This is a genomic window from Microbacterium tumbae (assembly GCF_054780175.1).
Genome location: NZ_BAAGWV010000002.1, coordinates 245,435 through 271,239, shown reverse-complemented (window position 1 = coordinate 271,239; position 25,805 = coordinate 245,435). Strand labels below are relative to the sequence as shown.

Here is a 25,805-nt window from a genome sequence, read left to right as displayed (position 1 = left end):
GCCCCGCCTTCTTCGTATCCTGAGGGGGTGACTGTCCGTGTCGTCCTCGTGCACGGCATCCGCACGTCTCGCACCATGTGGCGCACCCAGGTCGAGCATCTCGCCGCCGGCGGGATCCGTGCGGAAGCCGTCGACCTGCCCGGCCACGGCGCGCGCACGGACGAGGAGTTCACTCTCGCCGGCGCCCTCGCCACGATCGACGCGGCCGTCAGGGACGCCGCCGCAGCAGGCCCGGTCCTGCTGGTCGGCCATTCCATGGGCGGGCTCCTCTCCGTCGCATACGCCGGCCGGGCGGAGGATCCTCCTCCCGTCGCCGGCTTCATCGGAGCCTCCTGCACCGCTCTCCCGCGCGGCGCAGGTCTCGCCGCCTACCGCTTCCTGGCTCGACGCTTCGACGCGCTGCCCGACCGCGGGCTGTGGCTGAGCTCTCAGGTCCTCGCCGCCACGCTCCCCGCAGAGACGAGGGCGGACTTCGCGGCCGGCGGATACGCCTTCGATGCACAGGACGTCGCGCTCGCCAGCCTCGCCGCTCTCGACCTCTCCGCCGACGTGCGCCGCATCCGCGTGCCGGTGTGGTGGATCAACGGCCAGTTCGACCAGCTGCGCGTCCACGAGCGGCTCTTCCGGCGCCTGACGCCGCACTCCGAGCTCATCGTGGTGCCTCGAACCTCGCACCTGGTCACGGCGATGCGTCCCCGGGTGTTCAACGCGCTGCTGGATGTGGCCGTCGCGACTCTCGCGTCAGCTGCGTCATGACGGCCCCCGCGACCGAGAACACGCCTGCGGCGAGGAACAGCAGCCAGAAGCCGCCCACGAGCGCCACCAGGCCCGCGCCGAGCAGGGGCCCGAGGAGCTGACCCAGATTCGCCGAGACGTTCACGATGCCGAGGTCCCTGGCGTTGTCGGCGTCGTCGGGGAGCATGTCCGTCGCCCAGGCCAGGCCGACCGCCATGTACGCGCCGTATCCCGCGCCCATCACCGCGGCGGCGATCGCCGTGCCGACGAGCGTCGGCGAGGCGAGGATCAGCAGAGCCGACGCGGCCTGCACGAGCGCGGCGATCAGCACGTACGGCTTGCGGCGATGCCGGCGATCCGAGAGCGCGCCGGTGGCGACGGACGCCGCGACGACGAACACCGTGTAGATGACGATGAGCAGCAGCAGGTCGTCCTCCGCCGTGGAGGATCCGATCCCATGCAGCAGGAAGAAGAGCAGCAGAGCGGTTCCGAGCGCATTGCCGAGGTTCACGGTGAGTCGTCCTGCCAGCAGCCATCGGAAATCCCTGTCCGCGAGAGCGCCGGACACGCGCACGGGCGCCGCCGCGGCGCCGTCCCCCCGTCGCGGCCGGCGGACGGCCGTCTCGACGGCGACGGGATCGGGCAGCAGGATCGCCGTCCCGACGCCGACGACGGCGATGAACACGGCGAGGAGCAGGTAGCTGTCGAGGATGCCGAGCCCGAGGAGGACCACGGCGCCCACGCCGACGACGATCCCCACCGCCTGCGCGGAGCTCACCACGGCCGACGCGGCGCCGCGCTGCTCGCTCAGCTGGTCGGCGATCAGCGCCGTGAGCGCCGCCGACATCGTCGCGACGCCGATCCACACGCCCACCCAGGCGGCTCCGATCGCGAACGGCGTCTGCGCCAGCCCCGTCAGGACGAGGAATGCCGCGGTCACGAGCGATCCTCCGATCGCCCACGGCCGGCGCCTCCCCCAGCGGGAGCGGGTGCGATCCGAGAGGTAGCCGGCCACCGGGCCGGCGACGATGCCGGCGAGACCGCCGAGCGAGAGGATGAGCCCTGACCAGACGACGCCCTCCACCCACGCGCCTGCGGTGTCCTTGGTGTCCAGCTGCAGAGGCAGCAGCAGCTGGACCGGCGTCAGCTGCACCGTCCAGATCGCGAGCCAGGCGAGGGAGAAGAGCAGCATCCACCGCCGGCCCGCCCGCGGCGATCCGTGCGCTGCCTCCTGCGAACCCATGTCCGTGCTCCTCTGCGATGCCCCTGCGCTCAGACTGCCGCATGGCCGGCGCGCGCGCACGCAGCGACGCGCACGGACTTTCCGCCGGACCTGGTAAGCTTGATTCTTGGCTTGCGTGTGGGATCACCCCTCACGATCGCCGGACAGCAGGCCCTCTCCCGCTCCCGGCACATCCATCCATCCCTGAACGAAGGTTTCCACACGTGGCAAACATCAAGTCGCAGATCAAGCGCATCAAGACCAACGAGAAGGCTACGGCACGCAACAAGGCCGTCAAGTCCGAGCTCAAGACCGTCGTCCGTCAAACCCGTGAGGCCGTCGCCGCCGGCGACAAGGCTGCGGCGCAGGCTGCGCTGAAGAAGGCGTCCACGAAGCTCGACAAGGCCGTCAGCAAGGGCGTCATCCACGAGAACCAGGCTGCGAACCGCAAGTCGTCGATCGCGAAGCAGGTCGCCGCTCTCTGAGTCGCACGCTGTGAAAGGCCCGTCCCGCAAGGGGCGGGCCTTCGCCGTCTCCCCCGGTAGCACCTCTGTCGGTCACGAACGCTGTCGGTCACGAATGCGGATGTCGGTCGAGAACACAGGTGCACGGACACAGATGTCGGTCGAGAACACAGATGTCGGCCGATCCCGGCCCTCTCGACGTACAGCTGTCTTCTCGACGGGCATCCGTGCCGAGGACGGGCCTGCGCCTGGCCCGCCGGCTCCCTCAACCGCCGAACGGGGCCCGGGTGGCGATGACGGTCACCATGCGCTCGAGTGCGAAGACGGGGTCGCGAGCGGCGCCCTTGACCTCGGCATCCGCCCTGGCCGTCGCCTGGATCGCGAGACCGAGCGAGCGCTCGTTCCAGCCGGTCAGATCTCGACGCGCACGATCGATCTGCCAATCCTTCATTCCCAGCCGCCCCGCGATCTCGCGGCTCGAGCCGCGAACACCCGCGACGCGCGCCATCGTGCGCAGCTTCATCGCGAAGGCGGCGACCAGCGGAACCGGGTCGGCACCGGATGCCAGCGCATGCCGAAGGGCGACGAGCGCCTCGCCGTAGCGTCCGGCGATCGCCGTGTCGGCGACGACGAACGCGGAGACCTCGACCCTGCCGCCGTAGTACTTCGTGACGACATCCTCCGTCACGTCGCCCTGCACATCGTTGATCAGCTGCTGGCAGGCGGCGGCGAGCTCCGTCAGGTCATCCGCGAAGGCGGACACGAGAGCTCGCAGTGCCTGAGGCTGGATGCGCCTGCCGGCGGCCTTGAACTCCCCCGCGGCGAAATCGAACCTGTCGCTGTCGCGTTTGACGGCGGGGCAGGCGATCTCGATGCCGCCCCCTGCTCCGGAGCGCAGCGCGTCGAGCAGCTTCTTGCCGCGGACGCTCGCCCCGGTGTGCCGGAGGACGACCGTCGCGCCCTCCTGCGGATTGTCGAGGTAGGACACCGCCTCCTGCAGGAAGGCGTCGGAGCACTTCTCGACGCCGGACACCCGGATCAGGCGCGGCTCGCCGAACAGCGACGGGGAGCTCAGCGCGAGCAGCGTACCCGGTGCGTAGTCGTCCGCGCGCACATCGCTCACCTCGAGCGCGGGGTCTTCGGCGCGGAGATAGTCTCGGACACCGGCGATCGCCCGCTCGGCGCAGACCTCCTCCGGGCCTGAGACCAGGACCACGGGCGCCGGCCGCGGCTCCCGCCAGGAGACCTGAGCGATCTTCACCGCCGCCTTCTTCGCGGTGGTCCGAACAGCTGCCATGCTGTTCAGCCTACCCGGGGCGTGCGACGTCGTCGGCGTCATCGGCGGCCGCCGGCCGCTCGGTCCAGACCGAGAGCGCACCGTCCTTCACGCCGAGGAGGACCCGACCCTGCAGATCGGTGCGCAGCACGACGGAGCCGGCGGCTTCCAGCAGGTCGAGGGTCTCCCTTCGGGGATGCCCGTAGTCGTTCCCCTCCCCCGCGCTGAAGATCGCCGCAGACGGCCGCAGGAGCGCATACAGGCCGGCGTCCTGATCGGCGCTGCCATGATGCGCGACCTTCACGACCGCATACGGCGCATGCAGCGTCCCCGATGCCGCGAGAAGCTGCTGGGGCACCGCCGAGAGGTCGCCGAGGAACAACGATCTCGGCACATCGCCCCCGGCGAGCTCGATGACCACGCTCGCGTCGTTGCCGGACGGGAACGACGCCTGATCGGCCCTCGGCCACAGCACCCGCCACTGCGCCTCGCCGAGAGCGCCGTGCTGACCGGCTGCGGCCTCGACGAGCTCGGCGCCGGACTCCCGCAGAGAGGCCAGCAGCCGCTCGTCCTCCGGCTCCGCCACCGGCCCGTGCAGCAGCGTGCTCGTCCGCCCCTCGATCGCCGCGGCTCCGCCGACGTGATCGAGATCGAAGTGGGTGAGCACGACGAGATCGAGATGATCGACGCCGAGCGACGTCAGGCAGCGTTCGAGCGGCGCCGGTTCCGGACCGGTGTCGATGAGCGCGATGCGACCGGCGGAGCGCACCACGAGCGCGTCCCCCTGGCCGACGTCGCAGGCGGCGACCGACCAGCCCTCCGGCGTCGCGGATGCCGCGAGCGGTCCGTCCAGCAGCGTCCGCGCACCGCCCAGCGCGACGGCGATCACGAGGACGGCGGTCGCGGTCCTCGTGATCACGCGCGGCGGCGGGAGCCCCCCGCCGTTCCGCCACAGCAGCACTCCAAGGGCGGCGCCGAGGACCAGCACCGCCACCGCCGTCAGGACGCCGGGCGCGACGAGCAGCTGTGCGCCGGGAAGAGCAGCCGTCATCGTCGCGGTCGCGGCGATCCAGGCGGCCGGCAGCCATGCGGATGCCGCCAGCAGGTCGGCGAGGGGAGCCGCCGGCGAGGCCAGGCAGGCCAGCAGACCCACGACCGTCGCGATCGGGGCGGCCGGCGCGGCGAGCAGGTTCGCGACGACGCCGATGAGCGACTGCTGCTCGGAGAAGAGGGCGATGATCGGCCCGCACACCAGCTGGGCCGCCAGCGGCACGCCGATCGCGAGCGCGAGCGGCTGCGGCATCCAGCGCTCCATCCCCCTGGCGAGCGGAGGAGCGAGCAGGATGAGCGCGCCGGTGGCCGCCGCCGAGAGCGCGAAGCCCGGCGTCGCGGCGAGCCATGGATCCGCCAGCAGGATGCCGATCACCGCCAGGCAGAGCACGCCGACCCCCGCGCTCGGCCTGCCCAGCAGCACGGTGATCATCGCGAGTCCCGCCATCACCGACGCGCGGATCACGCTCGGCTCCGGAGTGACGAGCACGACGAACGCGGCCAGCGCCCCGATCGCCAGGATGACACGCAGTCTCCGGCCGCCGCCGCAGAACGCGACGAACCAGAACGCCGCGGCGACGACGATCGCGCAGTTCGCGCCGCTCACGGCGGTCAGATGCGACAGCCCGCTGGCCAGTATCGCGGCGTTCAGCTCCGGGGACATGGCGCGCGTGTCCCCCACCGCAAGCCCGGGAAGCAGGCCCGCACCCGGCTCCGGCAGCCGCACGGCCCTGGCGGAGAAGTCGGCGCGCACGTCCGCAGCCACGGCGAACGCTCCTCCGGCCGGTCCCGTGATCTCCGCGCGCGTCGCGAACACGACGAGCACCGCTCGCTCGCCGGCATCCGTCGCCATCGCCTCTCCGAGGACCCGGATCCGCGCGCCCAGCTCCGCGCCGTCCAGGAGTTCGATCCCGATCCGCACCGGCACGCTCAGCGCCGACCGCGCATCGCCCGGCCCCATCCGCACGGTCTGCGCGTCGAACCAGAGCCGCCCGTCCGCGCCGATCGAGGAGGACGAGGCGATGTCCGCCTCGATCGTGACCACTCGCCCGTCGGATCGCGCCGCCTCCGAACGCCACGGCGTCGCGAAGGCGACCGTCATCGCGACGCCCGCCGACGTCGCGCAGAGCACGGCCAGGAGCGGAGCCCAGCTCCTGTGCCGCCCCGCGCCGGCGAGCGACAGCAGCGACGCGGCGACGATGACGGCGCACCCGGCGCACCACCAGGCGATCGCCGGCGCGAAGACGCAGATCAGCGCCATCGCCCATGCGCCGGCGGCGATCGGGACGAGCCGGAGATCGCGACGGGTCATACCCGCACCAGGTCGCGGAGCGCAGCGAGCATCTTCTCACCGATGCCCGGCACCGCCAGAAGATCGTCCACCGAGGCGAACCGGCCGTTCTCCTCCCGCCACTGGATGATCCGCTGCGCGAGGGCGGGGCCGATCCTCGGCAGGGTCTCCAATGCCGCCTGGTCGGCGGCGTTGAGGTCGATGAGCGCTTCGCCCGGCGAACCGGGAGCCGCGCTCTGCGCGCTCGACGTCTCTCCGACCGCCGGCACGATGATCTGCTCCCCGTCCGTCACAGGTCGCGCGAGATTGACCGCCTGCAGATCGGCATCGTCGAGAGTGCCCCCTGCCGCAGCCAGGGCATCGGCCACGCGGGCGCCCTGATCGAGCACGAAGAGCCCTGGATCGCTCACCCGCCCGAGCACGTGGACGTAGATCTCCGCCGGCGCGATCGTTGCGCTCTGCGCATCCGTGACGTCGATGACCTGCGACGCCCCGGCCTGGCCGCGCAGGATGCCCAGCCCGACGGCGCCGGAGAGCACGACGAGCCCGAGGGCTATCGCGGCCCCCACGCCGAGGCGCAGACGTGTCCTGGCGCGGGGCTGTTGCGGTTCTTGCGGCACGCCGCCACGCTACGCACGCCGGCCGACGTCCGAACGCCCGGATCCCGATCCCCGTGGAAAAGTCCTCCGAGATCTCGGCTGTGCAGGCCGGCTGGCTCGCGCGGCGCGTGATCGAACCTCCGCCGGAGGTTCCCCGTGACCTCCGAGGGAGGTTCCCCTATGGTCGCCTCCCTCCGTCTGACGCGACCACAGGGGGAACCTCTACGAAGCCCTCGCACCGCGACCCGACCACACGAGCCGCCTCGCGGGCACGCGGGTCGCCTCACGAACGGTCGAGACCTCAGCCCTTGACGACCACGCTCACGATCTTCGGCGCGCGCACGACGACCTTGACGATCTCCTTGTCGCCCACCGCGCGGATGACCCGCTCATCGGCACGGGCGAGGGCCTCGAGCTCCTCGGCGCCGATCTTCGCGGACACCTCCAGCTGCGAGCGCACCTTGCCGTTCACCTGCACGACGGCGATGACGGTGTCCTCGATGAGCAGCGCGGGGTCGGCGGAGCGCCACTGCGCGAGGCCGACGGACGGCTCATGTCCGAGCAGCTCCCACATCTCCTCCGCGGTATGAGGGGCGATGAGATCGAGCATCACGGCGATCGTCTCCGCAGCCTCCCGCACGGCGGGATCGGCTGCGCCGGCGCCTGCGTCGATGGTCTTGCGGGTGAGGTTCACCAGCTCCATGAGGCGTGCGACCAGAACGTTGAACTTCGTCTGCTCCACGAGCGAAGGAGCGTCGGCCAGCAGGCGATGCGTGCCGCGGCGAAGTGCGGCGTCGCCGCCGGCGAACACGACGTCGACCGGGCTCGCGACCTCCTGCGCTATCCGCAGCGCGCGCGCCAGGAACTTCTGCGCGCCGGTCGTCGAGACGTCCGCCCAGTCCTTGTCGTCCTCCACCGGGCCGGCGAAGGCCAGTCCGACGCGCAGCGCATCGGCCCCGTGGGCGTCGAGCTCCTCCTGGAACAGCACGAGGTTGCCCTTGGACTTGGACATCTTCGAGCCGTCCAGGATCACCATGCCCTGGTTGATGAGGCTCGAGAACGGCTCCGTGAAGTCGATCAGGCCCATGTCGAACAGGACCTTCGTGATGAAGCGCGCGTACAGCAGGTGCAGGATCGCGTGCTCGACCCCGCCGATGTAGCTGTCCACCGGCGCCCAGCGGTACGCCTCGGACTGCTCGAACGCGACGGAGTCGTCCTTCGGCGAGAGGAAGCGCAGGAAGTACCAGGAGCTGTCGACGAAGGTGTCCATCGTGTCGGGGTCGCGCAGCACGGGGTCGCCGGTGGCCGGGTCCGTCGTGCGCACCCAGCTCTCCGCCGCACCGAGCGGCGACGATCCCTTCGGCGACAGGTCGAGCCCCGCCACGCTCGGCAGCGTCACCGGGAGCTGGTCCTCGGGGACGGGGATGATCCGGCCGTCCTCGGCGTGCAGCATCGGGATCGGCGTGCCCCAGAAGCGCTGCCGGGAGATCAGCCAGTCGCGCAGCCGGTAGTTCTTGGCGGCGCGACCGGTGCCTGCGGCCTCGAGCTGCTCGATCGTGCGGGCGATCGCGGTGCGCTTGGACATGCCGTTGAGCTCGCCCGAGTTGATCAGGCGCCCCTCTCCGGTCAGGGCGACGCGCGTGACGGAGGGATGCTGCTCGTCCAGGCTCGGCAGCGTGTCGATCGGCACGCCCTCCTCGTCCACCTCGATGACGGGCATCGCGCCGGTGATCGGCGCCGTCGTGTCCACGACGACCTTCACCGGCAGGTCGAAGGCCAGTGCGAAGTCGAGGTCGCGCTGGTCATGGGCGGGCACCGCCATGACCGCGCCATGGCCATAGTCGGCCAGGACGTAGTCCGCGGCCCAGATCGGCAGCCGCTCGCCGTTGACCGGGTTGACCGCATAGCGCTCCAGGAAGACGCCGGTCTTGGGGCGCTCGGTGGACTGACGGTCGATGTCCGTCGTCTTCTGCACCTCGGACAGGTAGTCGGCGAAGCGCTGGCGCACCTCGATCGGAGCGTCCGCCGCCAGTTCGGATGCCAGGTCGGAGTCCGGGGCGACGACGAAGAACGTGGCGCCGTGCAGCGTGTCCGGACGCGTGGAGAACACGGTGACCGGCTCGGCGCGGCCCTCGATCGAGAAGTCGATGTCCGCGCCGACGGAACGGCCGATCCAGTTGCGCTGCATCTGCAGCACCTTGTGCGGCCAGAAGCCCTCGAGCTGGTTCAGATCGTCGAGCAGGCGGTCGGCGTAGTCGGTGATCTTGAAGTACCACTGGGTGAGCTTCTTCTTCACGACCTCGGCGCCGCAGCGCTCGCAGCGCCCGTCGACGACCTGCTCATTGGCGAGCACGGTCTGATCGTTCGGGCACCAGTTCACCGGGCTCTTCTTGCGGTACGCCAGGCCACGCTCGTGCAGCTTCAGGAACAGCCACTGGTTCCAGTGGTAGTACTCCGGGTCGGAGGTGTGCAGCTCGCGCGTCCAGTCGAAGGAGACGCCGTACTGCTCGAAGCCCCTCTTCTGCTGCGCGATGTTCTTGTACGTCCACTCGCGCGGGTCGGCGCCGCGCCGGATCGCCGCGTTCTCCGCGGGCAGGCCGAAGGAGTCCCATCCGATCGGGTTCAGCACGTTGTGACCGCGGTGCCGCCAGAAGCGGGCGACGATGTCGGAGTACAGGTAGTTCTCCGCGTGCCCCATGTGCAGGTCGCCCGAGGGATAGGGGAACATCGCCAGCACGTACTTGCGCGGGCGCGTGTCCTCGACGCCGCCGGCGAGGAACGTCTCGTTCTCGGCCCAGTAGGTCTGCCACTTCGCCTGGAGGGCGTGCGGCGAGGGCAGAGCGGAAGCGTCTTCGGGTGCGGAGGACAGGTTCTCGGACAAGAGCGAACGGCCAATCTGGGAGTGCAGGGAGCGCGGAATCGCGAAGTTCCAGGCTATCGGATCATTCTGGCAGCCAGGCTTCGGGCAGCACCGCCCCGAGGGCCGCCAGCGGCGCGCGCGCCTTCGTCGCGACCTCGGCCACCTCCTCCGCCGCGTCCGACCGCCAGGTGATCCCTCCCCCGGCGCCGACCCAGGCCCTGTCGGGTTCGACGAGGATGCTGCGGATCACCATCGCCAGGTCGAGGCCGCCGTCCAGCCCGACGTGGCCGAAGCATCCGCTGTACACGCCACGAGCGTCTCGCTCGAGGGAGTGCAGGATGCCCATCGCCGACAGCTTCGGAGCGCCGGTCATGCTGCCGGCGGGGAAGGCCGCGTCCCAGAGGTCGGCCACCGTCGCACCGGCGGAGAGCGCGCCGCTGACGGTGCTGACGAGCTGGTGCACCGCCGGATAGCTCTCGACCTCCCAGAGCCCGTCGACGCGGATGCTGCCCGGCGTGCAGACCCGCGAGAGGTCGTTGCGCATGAGATCGACGATCATGACGTTCTCCGCGCGCTCCTTGACGCTCGCGACGAGCTCGGCCGCCAGGGCCGCATCGTCGGCGGCGTCCGCCGCGCGCGGACGCGTGCCCTTGATGGGTCTGGTCGACACCCGGCCCTCCGCGGTCTGCAGGAACAGCTCGGGACTGGCGCTCAGCAGTGCGCGGTCTCCGATCCGGATGAAGCCGCCGTGATGCGCAGGCGTCGCCGATCGCAGACGCAGATAGCTCTGGACCTCGTCGTGGCGGCCCGGCACGGTGAAGCGTGTGGTGAGGCACAGCTGATAGGCGGAGCCCGCGCGGATGGCGGCACGGCAGCGCTCGATGAGCACGGTGTACTCCCCCGGTGCGTGGCGAGCCTCCGCGCGCGCCCCGCCCGCGGTCACGACCTCGGGTTCGGACGCCGTCGCCGACAGGCGCTCCAGCTCTGCGATCCAGCCGTCCAGCTCACCCGAGGGAGCGAGCGCCCACAGGATGCCGGCCGCGTGATCGAACGCGACGGCGCGGTCCACGCGCAGCCAGGCCGGCCCGTCCTCGGATGCCGAGACCGGCGCGCCGGCATCCGCGGCGCCGCTCTCGTAGTCCCGCCATCCCACCCAGCCGCCCCGGAAGGGGGGCGTGCCGCGGGCGATCGGCGGGGCGAGGTCGATGCGCACCCGGCCGGGCGCGGCGGGGTCGGGCTCCGGCTCTCCCGTGCCGAGGATGCTCCAGCCCTCGATGGCGGACGCCCCCGCATCCAGCCAGAAGACCTGCGCGCGCTCCCGCGCCAGCGCGGCGAAGAGCGCGACGGGCGTCGAGACGATGCTCAGCGCACGCGGCTCGAGGGGAGCGGGACGGGGCACTCTCCCAGCGTAGGGGCGGAGCGCTCGGCGTATCCTCGTCTCGATGGACGACTTCCTGATGTGGCTGTTCGATGTCGTGCAGTCCGTGCCCCCGGTATGGCGCACGCTCATCGCCGGCGTGGCCGTGATGCTCGAGACGAGCATCCTCATCGGGCTCATCGTCCCCGGAGACACGATCGTGATCGTCGCCTCGCTCGGGGTGGCCGGGCTCCCCGAGGGGATCGCGCTCGGCGTCGCCGTCGTCGTCGGCGCCCTGATCGGCGAGAGCATCGGCTTCGCGCTCGGCCGGTGGCTCGGTCCGCACATCCGGCACTCCTGGCTCGGACGGCGCATCGGCGAAGCCCATTGGCAGCGCGCGGAGAACTACCTGCGCCGGCGTGGCGGCGTCGCGATCTTCCTGTCCCGCTTCCTGCCCGTGCTGCACTCGCTCGTGCCGCTCACCGTCGGCATGAGCGGCTACTCCTACCGGCGCTTCCTCGCCTGGACCGCTCCCGCGTGCGCGATCTGGGCGGCCGCCTATGTGAGCGTCACCTCCCTGGCCGCCGGCGGCTTCCGCGAGCTGGTGGACCGGGTGCACTTCGCCGGATACGTCTTCGTCGGCGTCATCATCGTCTTCCTGCTCCTGCTCCTGCTCGGCAAGAAGCTGCTGCAGAAGTGGGAGGCACGGCACATGATCCCGGCGGAGGACGCGCTCGAGGCCTCCCGGGAGGGCGAGGGGACCCCTCAGGCATGAAAGACTGAGGGGGATGCCCGATCACGCCGCTCCTCAGGCCAGGATCCACTGGTTCGCACGCCTGGAGAACCGCCTCCACGTGTGGCGCGAGAAGCGCGCCCGCAAGCGCGGACGCACGGCCAGCGTGCTCCCGTTTCCCGGCTACGGGGGCGCAGGATGGGTCCGTATCGTCGGACGCGTGCTGATCCTCCCTCCGCAGCGCCGACGATCGGGCCGGCAGGATGCGAGCGTGCGCGGGTGGCGGAGCTTCGTGAGCATCCCGGTGAGCTTCGCGAACGTGCAGGTCACGATCGGAGGACGCACGCGAGAGGTGGTCGCCGACCGCGGCGGCGTCGTCGACACGGTGGTGCAGGCCGATCTCGCACCAGGGTGGCAGACGTTCACGGTATCGGTCGATGGCCAGGAGGCGGCCAGCGGAACCGTGTTCATCGTCGACGAGAGCGTCGACTTCGGCGTGGTGTGCGACGTCGACGACACCGTCATGGTCACCGCTCTGCCCCGCCCGTTCATCGCGGCGTGGAACTCCTTCGTCGTCGACGAGCACGCGCGCCTCCCGGTTCCGGGGATGGCGGTGCTGCTGGAGCAGCTGATGCGGCAGCATCCCGGCTGCCCGATGATCTACCTCTCCACCGGCGCGTGGAATGTCGCGCCCACACTCCGCCGCTTCCTCAGCAGGCACCTGTTCCCGCTGGGCTCCATGCTCCTGACCGACTGGGGCCCCACGCACGATCGCTGGTTCCGCAGCGGGCGGGAGCACAAGCTCACGAACCTGCGCCGCCTCGCCGCCGAGTTCCCCCGTGTGCGGTGGCTGCTCATCGGCGACGACGGACAGCACGACGAGGCGATCTACACGGAGTTCCAGCAGGAGCATCCCGCCTCCGTCGCCGGCGTCGCCATCCGGCAGCTCTCCACGACCGAGGCGATGCTCGCGGGCGGCCGCGCGCCGAGCGACGACCACTCCATGGACGAGGTGCCGTGGGTGGCCGCATCGGACGGCGCTGGTCTCCGTGAGCGCCTCGGCGAGGCGGGGATCCTCCGCTGATGGACGGCGCGCTTTCCCCGGGCGAGTGGCGCGAGCGGGAACGGGCGCACCAGGAGCGCACCGACGCCTTGACCGCCGCGCATCGCGAGCGCGCGGCACGCGGCGAGAGGCATCCGGTCTGGGACTTCCTCTTCACCTACTACTCCTTCAAGCCCGCCCAGCTGCGGCGCTGGCATCCCGGCGCGGGGATCGAGCTGACGGACGCGGCCGAGAGGCAGTCCTGGCGCTGGTACGCCGTCGGGGCGACGTCCCAGGCGGCGGTGCCGGACGCCGCGGCCTTCCGGGCGGAGAAGGCCCCGCTGGCGGATCTCGTGGAGCGGATGCTGCGCCGCACCGCCGCGCGCCCGGGGCAGTTCGGATGCTTCGGCCTGCACGAGTGGGCGATGGTGTACCGGGAGGACGAGCACCGGCATCCCGTGCCTCTGCGGCTGGGCCAGGCGGGCACGGACGCCGTGGTCGAGTCCCAGGAGCTGCGCTGCACGCACTTCGACGCCTTCCGCTTCTTCACACCGGACGCGGCGCCCCGCAACCGCACCGCCCTCACGAGAGAGAGCCAGTCCGATCTCGACCAGCCGGGATGTCTGCACGCCGGGATGGACGTCTACAAGTGGGCGACGAAGCTCGGACCGCTCGTGCCGGGCGAAGTGCTGCTGGACGCCTTCGAACTGGCGCGGGACATCCGCCTCCTCGACATGGAGGCGGCGCCCTACGATCTGAGCGATTGGGGCGTCGTCCCCGTGCCGATCGAGACCGCCGAGGGAAAGGCGGAGTACGTGCGCCGACAGCGCGTCTTCGCCGAGCGGGGCAATGCGCTCAGGGAGCGCGTCCTGCGCGCCTGGCTCGGCGGCTGACTATCGCAGCGCCTCGGCGATCGGGCGCGGGGAGCCGTCCAGGCCGTTCCCGAAGCGGATGGTCCGGCCGATCGTCGCCGGTTCGATCAGCGTCTGCGCGATGACGGCGGCGACGTCCGCCCTGGCCACGGCCCCTCGCCCCGCCTCGTCCACCTCGATGAGGCCGCGGGGCTCATCGAGGGTGAGCGTGCCGGGACCGAGCACCGTCCCCTCGAGATCCGTGCTCCTCAGATGCTCATCGGCCGCCCATTTGGCATCCGCATAGGCGAAGAAGCCGTCCGCCGGGTCCACGCCGTGCTCGGCGGAGGAGCCGATCCACGAGACCATGACGTACCGCTGCACGCCGGCCGCCGACGCCGCGTCCATGCTGCGGATCGCCGCATCGCGATCGACGGCGTACGTGCGTGCCGCGTCCCCTCCCCCGGCGCCGGCCGACCACACGACCGCGTCGTGTCCCGTGATGAGCGCGGCCAGGGCGTCGGCATCCGCCCGCTCGACGTCCACGACGAGAGGGACGGCGCCGCCGGCCGCCACCTCGTCCGCGTGGTCCGGATTGCGGATGACCGCGGTGACCTCGTCCCCTCTCGCCACGAGGATCGGGGCGAGCAGGAGCGCGATGCGGCCGTGGCCGCCGAAAACGATGATGCGGGACATGTCCTCTACCTCTCGCCGATCTGCGTCGTGTCGATGACGAACGCCTGGGGGTGATCGGGCAGATAGCGCACGACCAGCTCCGTTCCCGAGGGTACCCATGCGTCGCGGTCGGGGTACAGCGCCGGGGTGAAGAAGTTGCTCTCCACCGTGTAGGTCTTCCCGGTCGATGTCGTGAAGGTGACCCAGTCGCCGTCCATCGTGGCGATGGCCGGCTGGCCGTTGGCGTGGATGTAGCCGGCCGTCACCGGGACTCCGGTGAGCCCGAGGATCCCGAGGACGAGGCCGGCGAGCATGACGACGGCCAGCACCCGGAACCCGAATCGCTGGATGTGCGCGATCACCGAGCGACGCGCGTGCCCGGCGTCCGCCTCGGGGAGCCCCTCGCGCTCGCGGACCGCGCTCAGGCGCGAGCTCGATCCGACGCCGCGGAACGACAGCGTCAGCAGTCCCATCAGCGAGAAGCCCGCGATGAAGACCATCGCATAGCCGTGCGCGACGGGGAAGTTCACGAGCCAGACGACCGTGTCCATGATGTCCATCAGCGGTCCTCCCTCTCGATCGTCATGGCGACCGTGTGCGGGTCGTCCCGCAGGTATCGCGCCCAGACCGGCGAGCCGACCTGCACCCGGGAGACGGCCTCGGGATAGACGAACACCGTGGTGTCCGCCTCCCAGGACGCCTGCCCGTCCGGAGTGATGAGCAGGCGGATCTCGAGCTCGCTCTGGCCCTCCTTCCGTGCGCCCGTCGGGCGCACGGAGAGCACGGATGCGGGCGCCTGCAAACCGCTGCGACGAGCGCGCACCAGGCGCGGATCGATGAGGCCGCGCTGGATGCGCCAGTCGAGCAGGGCGTCGCGGACGACGGGGTCCTGCGGATCGGCCAGCTCGACGGCATCCCGGTCGCTCAGGCTGTACCGCACGGGCAGCGGGACGCCGGGCTGCGTGAAGGACTCCTCGTTCGGCGCGATCATCGTGCGCAGCCGGCTCACGAACTCGGTGCCGTCGTACGCGGACACCCGCACGAAGACGTCGTACTGCGGGACGTCGTTGACGGTGAGCCCTGTGCGTCCGGCCTCGACGATGCGGCCGACGCCGACATGGGTCTCGCCGCGGACCCTGTTGCGCCGGCTGAAGCCTCCCATCGTCCCGCCGAAGGTCAGGACGAGGCCCCACGCGACCCCGATCATGATCGGGGCGCCGAGGGTGTCCTCGCCGCCGAAAGGAAGGATCGAGGAGCGCTGGTCGACGCCGAACAGGCCCTCGCCGGCCCAGATCAGCAGCCAGGCGGAGAGCAGGAGCCACACGCCCGTGAGGAGGAAGCGGAACATGGACCCAGGCTATCGGCCGGGTTCTCTCCCGATCACAGGTCGGAGACGCGGACGGGTCCTGACCGATCACGACCGCGCCATAATGAAAGCGATGAGCGGAGGGAACGTATGAGAGCCGATGGATCGCCGCGCAGAGAGTCCGGGATGCTCAGGCCGTTGCTGATCCTGCTCGGCACTGTGGTGGGGCTGGTGGCGGTCCTCGTCGTCGTGTACTTCCTCCTGAACGGCTCGGGAGGGGCTCCCGGATCCTCGTCCGACGATGACTTCAGCTATCCCTGGGACGACGACGATCCGGTGGTCGCCGTCTCCACGGAGTCGGGTTGGACGGCGTCCGGCACGGGGGTGATTCGTCTCGACGGCTGGGAACGCGGTTCGGTGATCGAGCTCTCCTTCGCGGATGACGACGACCCTGCCGCCGAGCCCGTCATCGACTCCTTCGCGCTGACCTTGCCGGGAGGCGAGCCCGTCGTCGGCGACTACACGACCAGTCAGAGCGCCTATCAGTCGCCGGTGTACTTCGTCGCGCCGGCCGCCGAGCTGGAGATCTGGGTCGAGACAGAGCACGGTGGCGAGTGGGTCGTGTCCGTCTCGAGGGCTGATCTCCCCCGGCCCGATGATGTGATGTCGGGAACCGGGGATGCGGCCTTCATCTACACCGGCGGCGCGTCCACGGCCAGAGTCACGGGCGGCGGCGATGGCCCCCTGTTCATCGATGCCGTCACCGCATCCGGGCGTGAGTCGATACCGACGATCGAGGAAGGCGAGCCCCGCTCGATCGCGTGGCGTGATTCGCCGACCGTCGTCTTCCGGGTGACGGCCTTCGGCGACGCCCCGTGGACGATCAGGTTCGGAGAACCGGTGCGCTGAGCGCGCGCTGCACGCCCTTGGCCGCCGAGCGCCCGGCCCTGTTGGCGCCGATCGTGCTCGCCGAGGGGCCGTAGCCCACGAGCTGGACGCGCGGATCCGCGACGGCGGTCGTGCCGCGACCGTCGCGATCGAGCTGGATGCCCCCGGCGGCGCTGCGCAGATGCAGCGGGGCGAGGTGGCCGATCGCGGGACGGAACCCGGTGGCCCACAGGATCACGTCGACGCGCTCGAATGCGCCGTCCGCCCAGCGCACGCCATCCGGTTCGATGCGCACGAACATCGGGCGTCTGCGCGCGTACGCTCCGAGACGTTCAGCAGCCCGCTCCTGCGGGCGGAGCATGAGACCCGTGACGCTGACGACGCTCTCCGGGGGCAGTCCCTGCGCGACGCGCTTCTCCACGAGGGCGACGGCAGCGGCCCCGGCCTCGGGCGTGAAGTCGTCGGTGCGCCAGACCGGCTCGCGGCGCGTCGCCCAGATCGTGTCCGTGATCGGCGCGAGGGCTCCGAGGAACTGCACCGCGGACGCTCCCCCGCCGACGACGAGGACGCGCTTGCCGCGGAAGTGCTCTGGACCTGGATAGTCGACGGTGTGCAGCTGCTCGCCGAGGAACGTCTCCATTCCCGGATAGTGCGGCAGGAACGGGTGGGTCCATGTGCCGGTGGCGTTCACGATCGTCCTCGTCCGCCAGAGACGCTGCCCGGCGTGGACGACGAGCATGCCGCCGTCGTCGGTCACGCGGTCGACCTGGACGGGCCGGACGACCGGCAGGTGATGATCGGTCTCATAGGACGAGAACGATGCGGGCACGGCGACGTTCGCGCGCTGCGCGTCACGGGGAGGCGGGGTGGAGCCGGGAAGCTCGGCGACGCCGTGGACGTCCGTCATCGTGAGCGCGTCCCAGCGATGCTGCCATGCTCCTCCGGGGTGTTCGTTCGCATCGAGCACGAGATGACGGATCCCGAGGCGCGTCAGGTGGTAGGACGCCGAGAGCCCGGCCTGTCCCGCGCCGATCACGACGCTGTCGAAGATGTCCACGGTGAGAGGAACGCCGATGCCCCGGGGGATGTTCCGGTCGGACACTCCCGACGTCGCACCCGATTCGCGTGCGGCGTCGGATCTGTTGTATTCTTTTCGAGTTGCCCCGGCTCGTCCAGGGCGGTTTCTGGGCCTGTGGCGCAGCTGGTAGCGCACCTGCATGGCATGCAGGGGGTCAGGGGTTCGAGTCCCCTCAGGTCCACCCGACGCAAGAAGTTCACACCCTCGGCCGACGAAGTTCGGTCGGGGGTGTGAACGTTTCGAGGCAGTCCGCCGGCTCTTCCCGCTTGTCGGGCTCGTTCTGATCTCGACCGCCCTGACACGCCCGGGCCGGGCGGGCTGTCATGACGGGGCGGTGACGAGGCTCTGGAGCCCGGTGACGCGCAGCAGGTCGAGGGCCGCCGCGTCGGCGGTTCGGGGCGCGACGGTGTAGACGACGATGCGCAAGTCGCTCCCCGGCACACTCAGGACGTCGCAGTCGAGCGTGATCGGGCCGACGGAGGATCGCGTGAAGGTCTTCCGGCTCGAGGGGTGTCTGGCGATGCGGGCCTCCGCCCAGTGACGCTCGAAGTCCGCAGAGGCCTCGCGCAGACGCGCGACCAGTTGCGCGATCGAGGTGTCGAGCGGATAGCGTCCGATCGCGATGCGGAGCTCCGCGGCGAGATCGCGCGAGAACTGCGCCTCATGATCCTCGTCGAACAGCACCCCGTCATGGCCGTTCACGAAATGACGCCACACCAGGTTCCGCTCGAGGCCCTGGAAACGAGAGGGGTCTCCGGACAGGGCGGCCCACAGCGGGTTCCACATCAGGATGTCGAACGTCGCATTGAACACCGCGATCGGCACATCCCCGAGGCGGTCGACGATGCGCTGCACGCCGGGGGTGATGTGCCTGGGGACAACGGCGGGGGACGGCGGTGCCGCCCCCGCCGTGCGGTACAGGTGGTCGCGCTCCTCCTCGGTGAGGCGCAGCGCCAGCGCCAGCGCCCCGAGCAGTTGCGGGGAGGGGTTGGTGGCCCTGCCCTGTTCCAGCCGCACGATGTAGTCCACGCTCACCCCCGCGAGAGCGGCGAGCTCCTCGCGGCGCAGCCCGGCTGCTCGCCTCCCCGCGCCGGCGGGCATGCCGACCTCGGCAGGGGTGACACGGTCGCGCCAGGCGCGCAGCACACTGGCGAACTCGGTCATGTTCTCCATCATGCGACATGATCCGACGGACACGGTGGTATCCGCAGTCCTACCGTCATGCGATGCCTTGGTCGCACGCCGGGCGGAGCGCAGGCTCGACACATGACAACCACATTGATCACCGGGGCGAATAAGAGCCTCGGTCTGGAAACCGCACGTCGCCTGATCGCCGAAGGCCACACCGTCTACGCAGGGGTGCGCGACCTCACGAAGGGGGCGGAGGTCGCGGCGCTGGGCGCTCATCTGGTGCAGCTCGAGGTCACCGACCAGGCGAGCGTGGACGCCGCGCTCGCCTCCCTGCCCGAGCTCGACGTGCTCGTCAACAACGCGGGTGTCCTCGGCGCGCACCTGTTCGACGACCTCTCCCCCGCGACCATGCAGGAGGTCCTCGACACCAACGTCGTCGGCATCGTTCGCGTGACCCAGGCGGCGCTGCCGCTGCTGGAGAACTCGGCACACCCCGTCATCGTGAACGTGTCCTCGGGCGTGGGATGGCCGCGATATCTGCGTACCGAGGGTCGCGACGAGTACTCCGTTCCCTCGATCCCCTACGCCGCCTCGAAGGCCGCCGTCATCGCCCTCACCGTGCAGTATGCGAAGAACCTGCCACGGTTCCGGGTGAATGCGAGCGACCCCGGATACACCGCGACTGACTTCAATCGCCACAGCGGCCACCAGACCGTGACGGAGGGGACGGATGCCACCGTCGCGCTCGCGCTCGTGGCGGCCGACGGTCCGACCGGCGAGTTCCACGACCGCCACGGACGCATCGAGTACTGATCCGCCGACCGAAGGCCCCGGTCGCGCACGCCCCGCGTCGCGACCGGGGCCTTCCCTGCGAACGCCGCCGTTCTCTCATAGTCGGCTTCGCACCGGGTCGGAGACTCCGCGGTCGCAGCCCATCGATCAAAGCGATCGACCGTCGGCGTAGAGGCGACCTGCCCTAGCGTGTCAGGCGCAAGCGGTAGGCGCGAGACGACGCGCGAGCTCATCGAGGATGATGTCCAGACCGACCTGGAACTCCGCGGAGAACGAGTAGTCCGCGTCCTCCGTGAGCTCGCCGACCAGTTCGGCGAGGTAGGGGTACTCGCCCCAGGACACGTCCACCTCCGCGGCGAACCCCGATGCACCGGTGGCCGGGCCGAACGGCAGATTCCGCTCGGTGAGCGCGAAGCCGTACACGTATGCGTCGATGACCGAGGTGGCGTGCGAGGCGAGGGCCACGGAGAATCCGCCGCGACGGAGACAGCCGATCAGCGCATCGTGTCGTCGCAGCACAGCCGGTCCCGGTGCGCTGCGCGTCTCCACGAGGGTCAGCGACCACGGGTGCGCGGTGAGGATGCTCCGCACCGATTCCGCGTGACGCCCGACGGCCTCACGCCAGGACGGCCCGACGTCCGGCAGCGCGATCTGAGCGAACACCCAGTCCGTGAGCGCGTCGAGCAGCGCCTCCTTGCCTGCGACATGGTGGTAGAGCGACATCGCCTCGACGCCGAGTTCTCGTCCGACGCTGCGCATGGTCACCGCGGCCACGCCGCCGCGGTCGGCGACGACGGCAGCGGCCTCCACGATGCGCGCGGTGCTCAGAGGAAGACGATCGTTCACTCGTGCTCCTGATTGTTCACTTGCATGCTTACACGTGTAAGGCTACCGTGTTCGACGTAGGCTTACGAGCGTAAGGGGATGCCATGCGGGCAGCCGTCGTCGACCGGTTCGGCCCTCCGGACGTCATCGAGATCGCGGAGGTGCCGGTGCCGGACCCTCGGGAGGACGAGGTGCTGGTGCGGGTCACGGCCACGGCCGTCACCGCGGCGGACTCCCGGATGCGAGCAGCGCGCTTCCCCTCCGGCTTCGGCGTCATCGCCCGGCCGGCGATCGGTTTCCGCGGACCTCGGATGCGGATCCTCGGGAACAGTCTCTCGGGCATCGTCGAACGCGTCGGCGCCGGCGTGAAGCGGTTCGCGCCCGGCGACGAGGTCGCCGGCATGACGGGCGGCCGGATGCGGGGGCACGCCGAGTTCGCCGTCGTCCCGGTGCACGCGCTCGCCCGCAAACCCGATCGCGTGTCGCACGTCGACGCGGCCGGGATCCTGTTCGGCGGGACGACCGCGCTGTTCTTCCTACGGGACCGCGCGAAGCTCTCCGCCGGAGAGACGGTGCTCGTCAACGGCGCCGCGGGCTCCGTCGGCTCGGCCGCCGTGCAGCTCGCCCGCCACTTCCACGCGACGGTGACGGCGACGGCCAGCGCGCGCAACGCCGTTCTCGTACGGCGCCTCGGCGCCGATCGGGCGATCGACTACGCGACCATGTCGGTCGCGGCACTCGACGAGAGCTTCGACGTGGTGCTCGATGCGGTGGGGACCCTCGCCGGCGGCACCGGTCAGCGGCTGCTCACGGATGAAGGACGTCTGCTGCTCGTCGCCGCCGGGCTCTCGGACACCATCCGCGCGGCCGTGCGGGGACGAGGGCGGATCTTCGCGGGGGTCACGCCGGAGCGCGCCGACGACATCGCCCTCCTGCTGTCGCTGCTCGCCTCCGGCCGGCTCGACGCCGTCACGGAGGTCGCGGGCGGTCTCGAAGCGCTGCCGGAGGCACACCGCGTCGTCGACTCCGGCCACAAGATCGGAAACCTCGTCGTGCTGCCGCACGGCGGGGCCGCATGAGGAGGCTGAGCATGGTCGTCGTGACGTTGGAGGCCGAGCGCATCGTCCTCGCGGGCGCCTGGATCAGTCTCATGCTCATCTATCTGCTCGGCGATGTCATCCGGATCTTCGCGGGCCACGTCGAGCCCGGCAAGATGGGAGGGCAGGACGTGGCGGGCTGGGTGTGGATGCTCGCTTCGGCCCTCATGCTCGTCCCGATCGCCATGATCCTCGTATCGCTCCTGGCGCCCGCCGGGCCGCTGAAGTGGATCTCGATCATCGTCTCGATCGCCCTGGTGGTCTTCAACGCGATGGGCTTGGCCTCCTACCAGGGCTTCTCCGACAAGATGCTCCTCGTCGTCAGCTTCCTCGTGAACGCGCTCATCGTCTGGATCGCCTGGATCTGGCAGCCTCACGCGGCGTGAGGGAGCAGCCTCTCGTACAGCTCTTCCATCGCGGAATCGACGCGCTTCAGCTCAGGATGCGCATCATGCCATTCGACGATCTCGATCGCCGAGCGATGCAGGGCGATGGTCGGGGCGAAGTCCGGCACCAGGCGGCGGATCTTCGTGTTGTCGAAGACGACCGAGTGCGCCATGTCGCCCCTCAGCTGACCCGCCCGCTCCGGCGCGGCCTGCTCGATCGCCGCGCTGGTGGCGTAGCGGATCCTCGGCTCCGCGCCCGCCGCACGCCCGAGGATCGCATAGATCTCGTTCCAGGTGTAGACGAAGTCGCTCGTGATCTGGAACGTGTCGCCGTACGCCAGCGGGTTGCCGAGAAGGCCGACGAATCCGACGGCGAAATCGTCCGCGTGCGTCAGCGTCCACAGCGAGGTGCCGTCGCCGTGGACGACGATCTCCTCGCCACGCCGGATCCGGTCGATCGCCGTCCACCCCGCCGAACGCCGGGATCGTCCACTTGTCGTAGGTGTGCGACGGGCGCAGCACGGTGACGGGGAAGTCACGGTCCCGGTACGCGGAGGCGAGCAGCTCCTCGCAGGCGATCTTGTCGCGCGAATACTGCCAGTACGGGTTGCGCAACGGCGTCGACTCCGTGATCGGCAGGTGCGCCACGGGCTTCTGGTAGGCGGACGCCGAACTGATGAAGACGTACTGCCCTGTCCGGCCCTCGAAGCGGTCGATGTCGCGCCGGACCTGATCCGGCGTGAACGCGATCATGTCGGCGACGACGTCGAACTCGCGGCCGGCCAGAGCCGCGTCCACCGCCGCGGCGTCCGACACGTCGGCGGTGAGCACCTCGACGCCCTCCGCCGGCGCCCGGCGGGACCGTCCTCGGTTCAGCAGCGTCACCTCCATGCCGCGCGCGGACGCGAGGGCGCTCGCCGCCGATGAGATGATCCCGGTACCGCCGATGAACAACACCCTCGTCGCAGACATGGACAGCACTCTATCGACTCGAAGGGCGCGGCACGCGGCATCAGCCCGCCTGCACCTGCGGCGCCCCCGCGTCCACCTGCGCCCGCCACCACGGCGTCTCGATGAATCCGCGCTTCATGAACACCAGCTCCATGGAGGCGTTCCATCCCCGCACGCCCTTCAGATGCGCGATCGTGCCCGTCATGAAGTCGTGGAGGGACTCCGTGGTGGGCAGGATGATCTCGCAGTACAACGAGTTCTCGTCGAGCGCCGCCGCGAGGAAGCGCACCGAGACGTGCTGCGCGAGCGTGTGCGCGACGGCCTCGATCCTGGACGGCTCGACCCGCAGCATCAGCAGCGTCTCCGCGCTCATCCCGAGAGCGGATGCCGGCACCATCGTGACCGTCGTGAGGCATCCGGCGGCGCGCATCCGCTCGTAGCGGCGACGCACGCTGCTCTCGTTCATGTCCAGCTTCGCCGCGATCGAGAGGAAGGACGCACGCCCGTTCAGCCGCAGCTCGTCGATGATCGCGCGGTCAGCATCGTCGAAGTGCGAGGGGTCGCACGTATTCGGCGCGGGCATGTAGCTCGCCGGATCGCTCGCGGCGTCCGCGTGCGCGTCGTACAGCTGGCGCCCCCAGTCGAAGCTGACCTTGTAGTTGTGCAGCATCATGTCGCTGCGCCAGCGCTCCACACCGGGGATGGCCTGCAGCTCGGTCAGCACGTGCGCGTAGGTGGCCGAGTCTCCGGGGATCACGACCTCGGCGAAGATGTCGAACTTGCCCGTGACCATCGTCACGAAGCGCACGTACGGCGAGTCGGTCAGCCGCTCGGCGACGGACAGCTGCGCCCCCGGTGTGCAGTTGATGCGCACGAAGAACGTCTCCACGTGCCCCTCGCTGCCGAGCGTCGGGACGATCCCCACCCGCACCACGCCCTCGGACAGCAGCTGCTGTCCGCGGCGCGTGACGGTGGACACCGAGGCGCCCGCGAACTCGGCGATCGAGGTCCAGCTGGCCCTGCCGTCCTGCTGGAGGGCCACGACGATGCGGCGGTCGAGGTCGCTGACCCCCCTGTCCCCTCGGATGCCGCTCATCGGATGGGCGGGTACACCCGGTGGAGGAACTCGCGCACTGTCTTCGTCCATGCGTCTGCCTCCTCGATCTGCGGGGAATGCCCGGACTTCTCGAACACGACCATCTCCGAGTTCGGCACGAGATCCGCGATCACCTGGCTACACGATACTGGCGTGATCCAGTCCGTCCTGCCCACCGTGATGAGTGTCGGCGCAGTCAGACCGGGCAGTTGGGGCTTCAGATCGTAGTTCGGCAGGTTCACGGAGAAGGCGTAGTTGTGCGCGCGGTAGCGGTACGGCGTCGCCTCGACCTTGCGCTCGACGGCCGCGGGATCGTAGACGAAGTCGTAGAGCGGCAGGATCTCCCGCCAGCAGTCCTTGAGGTCCTCGTCGTCGCGCACGGCGCCGACGTCGATCCTGTCGAACTTCTCCATGTCGATGTCGACGCGATCCGAGGCCAGCGCGTTCTCCCTGGCGAGGTGCGCGTTGGAGTTGTCCGGGGACGTGTCCCGCAGCACGACGGCCGCGACCCTGTCGGGATAGCGCAGCGCGTACTCCATCGTCATGAAGCCGCCGTAGGAACCGCCGGCCATGACGATCCTCTCGGCGCCGATCCACTCCCGCAGCCCGTCGATGTCCGCCGCCCACTGCTCGTGGCTGTAGACGCCCTCCCCCTCGCTCTGCCCGCTTCCGCGCGCGTCGAACACGACCACGCGGTACTCGTCGGCGAGCCGTCCGAAGCTGGCCTTCGGCTCCGCCCGCGAGCCGAGCCCCGGTGCGCCGTGATGGGTGATGATGACGGGCGCGCCCTCCGGGCCGAGGACCTCGACGGCGAGATGGTTGCCGTTGATCTCGACCCGCTGATGGTCGCCGACGGCGGCGGCGAACTCCGGGGAGACGGGCGGGATGGATGTCATTTCTTCCTCGATTCTCTCGCGCTCACAGCGCGATCGTGCAGCCGTCGAGACCGCGCGGATAGGTGGTCAGCGCCTCCGCGCCGGTCTCGGTCACGAGCATGCTGTCGCTGATGCGGTATCCGGCGTGCCCCGGTACGTAGATCCCCGGCTCGTTCGAGACGACCATGCCCGCCTCGAGCGGCGTCGCGTCTCCGTCCTCGAGCCACGGGGCCTCGTGCATCCCGAGACCGATGCCGTGCCCCTGGCGGTGCCGGATGTACTCCCCGAGCCCTGCTTCTCGGATGACGTCGAGGCACAGCCTGTTCGCCTCCCGGCATTCCAGGCCGGCCCTGATGCTCTCGCGGCCGGTCTGCTGCGCGAGCCGGATCGTGTCGTGATAGCGCCGCTGCTCGGCGGTCGGCTCGCCGAGGACGAAGGTCCTCTCCCCCTCGATGAACCTGCCGCCGACGGCGCATCCCAGCGAGAGCATGAACGTGTCGCCGTCCTTCACGCGGTTCACCGAGGGGAGCCCGTGCGGGAAGGCGGAGTTCGCGCCCGAGTAGACCAGCCCGCCGGCCAGCAGCGAGGCGACGACGACGTTGCGGTGCTCGGCGTACATGATCCCTGCGCCCACTGCCGTGACGTGCCGTTCCAGCTCCGTCTCGGTGGGGAGATCCCCGCCCGCCGCGACGGCGTCCGCGACCAGGGCGACGCCGGCCTCCAGCATCCGGTCGGTGATGCGCGCCGCCTCGCGGTGCAGCACGATCTCCTCGGGGAACTTCACGTACCGCGCCCTGATGATCAGATCGGATGCCTCGAACCGGGCCTGCGGCATCGCCGTCCTGGCGGCCGTGACCCGCTGGTACGGCATCGTCGAGGCGAACCCCACACGCGCAGGCGGCGTCCGCACCGCCCCGGCGAGCACGGCGAACGGCGGGACGACGCCCGGGAACTCGGGGAAGGCGACCAGCTCGGCGCGCGCCGACTGCGACTCGGCGTACTCGCGCTCCAGTTCCGGCAGGAGCATCACCACCCTGCCGCCGGCCTCCAGCCAGATCGCGACCGGCCGCTCGGAAGGATGATGGAAGAATCCCGTGAGGTAGGCGATGTCCTCCGGATGATCGGTCAGGAACGCGTCGAAGCCCTCGTCCGCCATCCGCTCCAGGATGCGGGCCTGCACGCGGTCGAAGAACTCCGGAGCCATCCGCTGATCGAGATCGTTCAT

The 25,805-nt window shown here is 70.4% G+C and carries 24 protein-coding genes, 1 tRNA gene and 1 pseudogene; 10 read left to right on the top strand and 16 right to left on the bottom strand.

Going from position 1 to position 25,805, the window contains the following annotated elements:
- Positions 1 to 27: 27 nt before the first annotated feature.
- A complete protein-coding gene (locus tag ACYVGQ_RS08540) occupies positions 28 to 756 on the top strand; it encodes an alpha/beta fold hydrolase (protein ID WP_460784207.1) in 729 nt (242 codons plus the stop codon).
- On the opposite strand, the gene ACYVGQ_RS08535 is transcribed toward ACYVGQ_RS08540, so the two are convergent.
- Entirely contained in the window at positions 704 to 1,978 is a 1,275-nt protein-coding gene (locus ACYVGQ_RS08535; RefSeq protein WP_460784206.1) for an MFS transporter, read from the bottom strand. The two genes, ACYVGQ_RS08540 and ACYVGQ_RS08535, sit on opposite strands and share 53 nt — an antisense overlap.
- Before the next feature lie 203 nt (positions 1,979 to 2,181).
- On the opposite strand from ACYVGQ_RS08535, the gene rpsT reads away from it, so the two are divergent.
- Positions 2,182 to 2,442: a 30S ribosomal protein S20 gene (rpsT, locus tag ACYVGQ_RS08530; RefSeq protein WP_460784205.1), complete on the top strand. Its 261-nt coding sequence runs from the start codon at positions 2,182 to 2,184 to the stop codon at positions 2,440 to 2,442.
- Between the two features lie 244 nt (positions 2,443 to 2,686).
- Here the strand turns inward: rpsT and holA are convergent, their stop codons facing one another.
- From holA to ACYVGQ_RS08505, 5 genes are all read right to left on the bottom strand, one after another.
- Positions 2,687 to 3,718 carry a DNA polymerase III subunit delta gene (gene holA, locus ACYVGQ_RS08525; RefSeq protein WP_460784204.1) on the bottom strand — a complete coding sequence of 344 codons (1,032 nt, stop codon included), beginning with the start codon at positions 3,716 to 3,718 and terminating at the stop codon, positions 2,687 to 2,689.
- Positions 3,719 to 3,728: 10 nt separating this feature from the next.
- Positions 3,729 to 6,059 (bottom strand): ComEC/Rec2 family competence protein, encoded by a 2,331-nt coding sequence (locus ACYVGQ_RS08520; RefSeq protein WP_460784203.1) that lies wholly within the window; start codon positions 6,057 to 6,059, stop codon positions 3,729 to 3,731.
- Positions 6,056 to 6,658, bottom strand: a complete 603-nt coding sequence (locus tag ACYVGQ_RS08515; RefSeq protein ID WP_460784202.1) for a ComEA family DNA-binding protein — start codon at positions 6,656 to 6,658, stop codon at positions 6,056 to 6,058. The genes ACYVGQ_RS08520 and ACYVGQ_RS08515 overlap by 4 nt, the downstream gene beginning before the upstream one ends.
- A 280-nt stretch (positions 6,659 to 6,938) precedes the next feature.
- Positions 6,939 to 9,518, bottom strand: a complete 2,580-nt coding sequence (leuS, locus tag ACYVGQ_RS08510; RefSeq protein WP_460784201.1) for a leucine--tRNA ligase — start codon at positions 9,516 to 9,518, stop codon at positions 6,939 to 6,941.
- A gap of 61 nt (positions 9,519 to 9,579) precedes the next feature.
- A complete protein-coding gene (locus ACYVGQ_RS08505) occupies positions 9,580 to 10,896 on the bottom strand; it encodes an anthranilate synthase component I family protein (RefSeq protein WP_460784200.1) in 1,317 nt (438 codons plus the stop codon).
- A gap of 43 nt (positions 10,897 to 10,939) precedes the next feature.
- Between ACYVGQ_RS08505 and ACYVGQ_RS08500 the strand changes: the two genes are divergently transcribed.
- Genes ACYVGQ_RS08500 through ACYVGQ_RS08490 form a run of 3 tightly spaced genes read left to right on the top strand, consistent with a single transcriptional unit; the run spans position 10,940 to position 13,522 of the window.
- Positions 10,940 to 11,629, top strand: a complete 690-nt coding sequence (locus ACYVGQ_RS08500; protein WP_460784199.1) for a DedA family protein — start codon at positions 10,940 to 10,942, stop codon at positions 11,627 to 11,629.
- A 13-nt stretch (positions 11,630 to 11,642) separates the two neighbouring features.
- The gene (locus ACYVGQ_RS08495; protein ID WP_460784198.1) at positions 11,643 to 12,671 is read left to right on the top strand and encodes an App1 family protein; all 1,029 of its coding nucleotides are present in this window, start codon (positions 11,643 to 11,645) and stop codon (positions 12,669 to 12,671) included.
- Positions 12,671 to 13,522, top strand: a complete 852-nt coding sequence (locus ACYVGQ_RS08490) for a 3-methyladenine DNA glycosylase (protein ID WP_460784197.1) — start codon at positions 12,671 to 12,673, stop codon at positions 13,520 to 13,522. Before ACYVGQ_RS08495 ends, ACYVGQ_RS08490 begins: the two co-directional genes overlap by 1 nt.
- On the opposite strand, the gene ACYVGQ_RS08485 is transcribed toward ACYVGQ_RS08490, so the two are convergent.
- The 3 genes from ACYVGQ_RS08485 to ACYVGQ_RS08475 are packed head-to-tail and all read right to left on the bottom strand — an operon-like array spanning position 13,523 to position 15,503.
- Entirely contained in the window at positions 13,523 to 14,176 is a 654-nt protein-coding gene (locus ACYVGQ_RS08485; RefSeq protein WP_460784196.1) for an NAD(P)H-binding protein, read from the bottom strand.
- A 5-nt stretch (positions 14,177 to 14,181) separates the two neighbouring features.
- Positions 14,182 to 14,715, bottom strand: coding sequence for a hypothetical protein (locus ACYVGQ_RS08480; RefSeq protein WP_460784195.1), 534 nt, complete (start codon positions 14,713 to 14,715; stop codon positions 14,182 to 14,184).
- On the bottom strand, positions 14,715 to 15,503 hold the full coding sequence (locus ACYVGQ_RS08475; RefSeq protein ID WP_460784194.1) for a hypothetical protein: 789 nt from the start codon (positions 15,501 to 15,503) through the stop codon (positions 14,715 to 14,717). The genes ACYVGQ_RS08480 and ACYVGQ_RS08475 overlap by 1 nt, the downstream gene beginning before the upstream one ends.
- A 144-nt stretch (positions 15,504 to 15,647) precedes the next feature.
- Between ACYVGQ_RS08475 and ACYVGQ_RS08470 the strand changes: the two genes are divergently transcribed.
- The gene (locus ACYVGQ_RS08470; protein ID WP_460784193.1) at positions 15,648 to 16,370 is read left to right on the top strand and encodes a hypothetical protein; all 723 of its coding nucleotides are present in this window, start codon (positions 15,648 to 15,650) and stop codon (positions 16,368 to 16,370) included.
- On the opposite strand, the gene ACYVGQ_RS08465 is transcribed toward ACYVGQ_RS08470, so the two are convergent.
- On the bottom strand, positions 16,345 to 17,451 hold the full coding sequence (locus tag ACYVGQ_RS08465) for an NAD(P)-binding domain-containing protein (protein ID WP_460784192.1): 1,107 nt from the start codon (positions 17,449 to 17,451) through the stop codon (positions 16,345 to 16,347). The genes ACYVGQ_RS08470 and ACYVGQ_RS08465 overlap by 26 nt on opposite strands.
- 84 nt (positions 17,452 to 17,535) lie before the next feature.
- On the opposite strand from ACYVGQ_RS08465, the gene ACYVGQ_RS08460 reads away from it, so the two are divergent.
- Positions 17,536 to 17,608 (top strand) — tRNA-Ala (locus ACYVGQ_RS08460).
- 140 nt (positions 17,609 to 17,748) lie between these two features.
- Here ACYVGQ_RS08460 and ACYVGQ_RS08455 read toward each other — a convergent pair.
- Complete coding sequence (locus tag ACYVGQ_RS08455; protein WP_460784191.1) at positions 17,749 to 18,591, bottom strand: helix-turn-helix transcriptional regulator; 843 nt, start codon at positions 18,589 to 18,591, stop codon at positions 17,749 to 17,751.
- Positions 18,592 to 18,693: 102 nt separating this feature from the next.
- On the opposite strand from ACYVGQ_RS08455, the gene ACYVGQ_RS08450 reads away from it, so the two are divergent.
- Entirely contained in the window at positions 18,694 to 19,371 is a 678-nt protein-coding gene (locus ACYVGQ_RS08450) for an SDR family NAD(P)-dependent oxidoreductase (RefSeq protein WP_460784190.1), read from the top strand.
- A gap of 171 nt (positions 19,372 to 19,542) precedes the next feature.
- Here the strand turns inward: ACYVGQ_RS08450 and ACYVGQ_RS08445 are convergent, their stop codons facing one another.
- Complete coding sequence (locus ACYVGQ_RS08445) at positions 19,543 to 20,196, bottom strand: TetR/AcrR family transcriptional regulator C-terminal domain-containing protein (RefSeq protein ID WP_460784189.1); 654 nt, start codon at positions 20,194 to 20,196, stop codon at positions 19,543 to 19,545.
- A gap of 83 nt (positions 20,197 to 20,279) precedes the next feature.
- Here ACYVGQ_RS08445 and ACYVGQ_RS08440 point away from each other — a divergent pair, with 83 nt between their 5' ends.
- Together ACYVGQ_RS08440 and ACYVGQ_RS08435 are read left to right on the top strand one after the other, a co-directional pair.
- Complete coding sequence (locus ACYVGQ_RS08440; protein WP_460784188.1) at positions 20,280 to 21,254, top strand: NAD(P)-dependent alcohol dehydrogenase; 975 nt, start codon at positions 20,280 to 20,282, stop codon at positions 21,252 to 21,254.
- Between the two features lie 11 nt (positions 21,255 to 21,265).
- Entirely contained in the window at positions 21,266 to 21,658 is a 393-nt protein-coding gene (locus ACYVGQ_RS08435; RefSeq protein WP_460784187.1) for a hypothetical protein, read from the top strand.
- Here ACYVGQ_RS08435 and ACYVGQ_RS08430 read toward each other — a convergent pair.
- The 4 genes and pseudogenes from ACYVGQ_RS08430 to ACYVGQ_RS08415 all read right to left on the bottom strand — a co-directional run bounded on the left by ACYVGQ_RS08430 (position 21,646) and on the right by ACYVGQ_RS08415 (position 25,805).
- Positions 21,646 to 22,630 (bottom strand): annotated as a pseudogene (locus ACYVGQ_RS08430) (NAD-dependent epimerase/dehydratase family protein). The gene ACYVGQ_RS08435 and the pseudogene ACYVGQ_RS08430 sit on opposite strands and share 13 nt — an antisense overlap.
- 40 nt (positions 22,631 to 22,670) lie before the next feature.
- Positions 22,671 to 23,705, bottom strand: a complete 1,035-nt coding sequence (locus ACYVGQ_RS08425; RefSeq protein WP_460784186.1) for an Lrp/AsnC family transcriptional regulator — start codon at positions 23,703 to 23,705, stop codon at positions 22,671 to 22,673.
- Entirely contained in the window at positions 23,702 to 24,601 is a 900-nt protein-coding gene (locus ACYVGQ_RS08420) for an alpha/beta fold hydrolase (RefSeq protein WP_460784185.1), read from the bottom strand. The genes ACYVGQ_RS08425 and ACYVGQ_RS08420 overlap by 4 nt, the downstream gene beginning before the upstream one ends.
- 22 nt (positions 24,602 to 24,623) lie before the next feature.
- Complete coding sequence (locus tag ACYVGQ_RS08415; RefSeq protein ID WP_460784184.1) at positions 24,624 to 25,805, bottom strand: M24 family metallopeptidase; 1,182 nt, start codon at positions 25,803 to 25,805, stop codon at positions 24,624 to 24,626.

Bases quoted from the DNA above. Each gene is read 5' to 3' on its own strand.
- ACYVGQ_RS08480 (WP_460784195.1), bottom strand. From the start codon at position 14,715: ATGGACATCATGGACACGGTCGTCTGGCTCGTGAACTTCCCCGTCGCG.
- ACYVGQ_RS08490 (WP_460784197.1), top strand. From the start codon at position 12,671: ATGGACGGCGCGCTTTCCCCGGGCGAGTGGCGCGAGCGGGAACGGGCG.
- ACYVGQ_RS08495 (WP_460784198.1), top strand. From the start codon at position 11,643: ATGCCCGATCACGCCGCTCCTCAGGCCAGGATCCACTGGTTCGCACGC.
- ACYVGQ_RS08455 (WP_460784191.1), bottom strand. From the start codon at position 18,591: ATGACCGAGTTCGCCAGTGTGCTGCGCGCCTGGCGCGACCGTGTCACC.
- ACYVGQ_RS08485 (WP_460784196.1), bottom strand. From the start codon at position 14,176: ATGTCCCGCATCATCGTTTTCGGCGGCCACGGCCGCATCGCGCTCCTG.
- ACYVGQ_RS08520 (WP_460784203.1), bottom strand. From the start codon at position 6,059: ATGACCCGTCGCGATCTCCGGCTCGTCCCGATCGCCGCCGGCGCATGG.
- ACYVGQ_RS08435 (WP_460784187.1), top strand. From the start codon at position 21,266: ATGGTCGTCGTGACGTTGGAGGCCGAGCGCATCGTCCTCGCGGGCGCC.
- ACYVGQ_RS08500 (WP_460784199.1), top strand. From the start codon at position 10,940: ATGGACGACTTCCTGATGTGGCTGTTCGATGTCGTGCAGTCCGTGCCC.
- ACYVGQ_RS08425 (WP_460784186.1), bottom strand. From the start codon at position 23,705: ATGAGCGGCATCCGAGGGGACAGGGGGGTCAGCGACCTCGACCGCCGC.
- ACYVGQ_RS08420 (WP_460784185.1), bottom strand. From the start codon at position 24,601: ATGACATCCATCCCGCCCGTCTCCCCGGAGTTCGCCGCCGCCGTCGGC.
- ACYVGQ_RS08470 (WP_460784193.1), top strand. From the start codon at position 15,648: ATGCTCAGGCCGTTGCTGATCCTGCTCGGCACTGTGGTGGGGCTGGTG.
- holA (WP_460784204.1), bottom strand. From the start codon at position 3,718: ATGGCAGCTGTTCGGACCACCGCGAAGAAGGCGGCGGTGAAGATCGCT.
- ACYVGQ_RS08535 (WP_460784206.1), bottom strand. From the start codon at position 1,978: ATGGGTTCGCAGGAGGCAGCGCACGGATCGCCGCGGGCGGGCCGGCGG.
- ACYVGQ_RS08440 (WP_460784188.1), top strand. From the start codon at position 20,280: ATGCGGGCAGCCGTCGTCGACCGGTTCGGCCCTCCGGACGTCATCGAG.
- ACYVGQ_RS08475 (WP_460784194.1), bottom strand. From the start codon at position 15,503: ATGTTCCGCTTCCTCCTCACGGGCGTGTGGCTCCTGCTCTCCGCCTGG.
- ACYVGQ_RS08450 (WP_460784190.1), top strand. From the start codon at position 18,694: ATGACAACCACATTGATCACCGGGGCGAATAAGAGCCTCGGTCTGGAA.
- ACYVGQ_RS08415 (WP_460784184.1), bottom strand. From the start codon at position 25,805: ATGAACGATCTCGATCAGCGGATGGCTCCGGAGTTCTTCGACCGCGTG.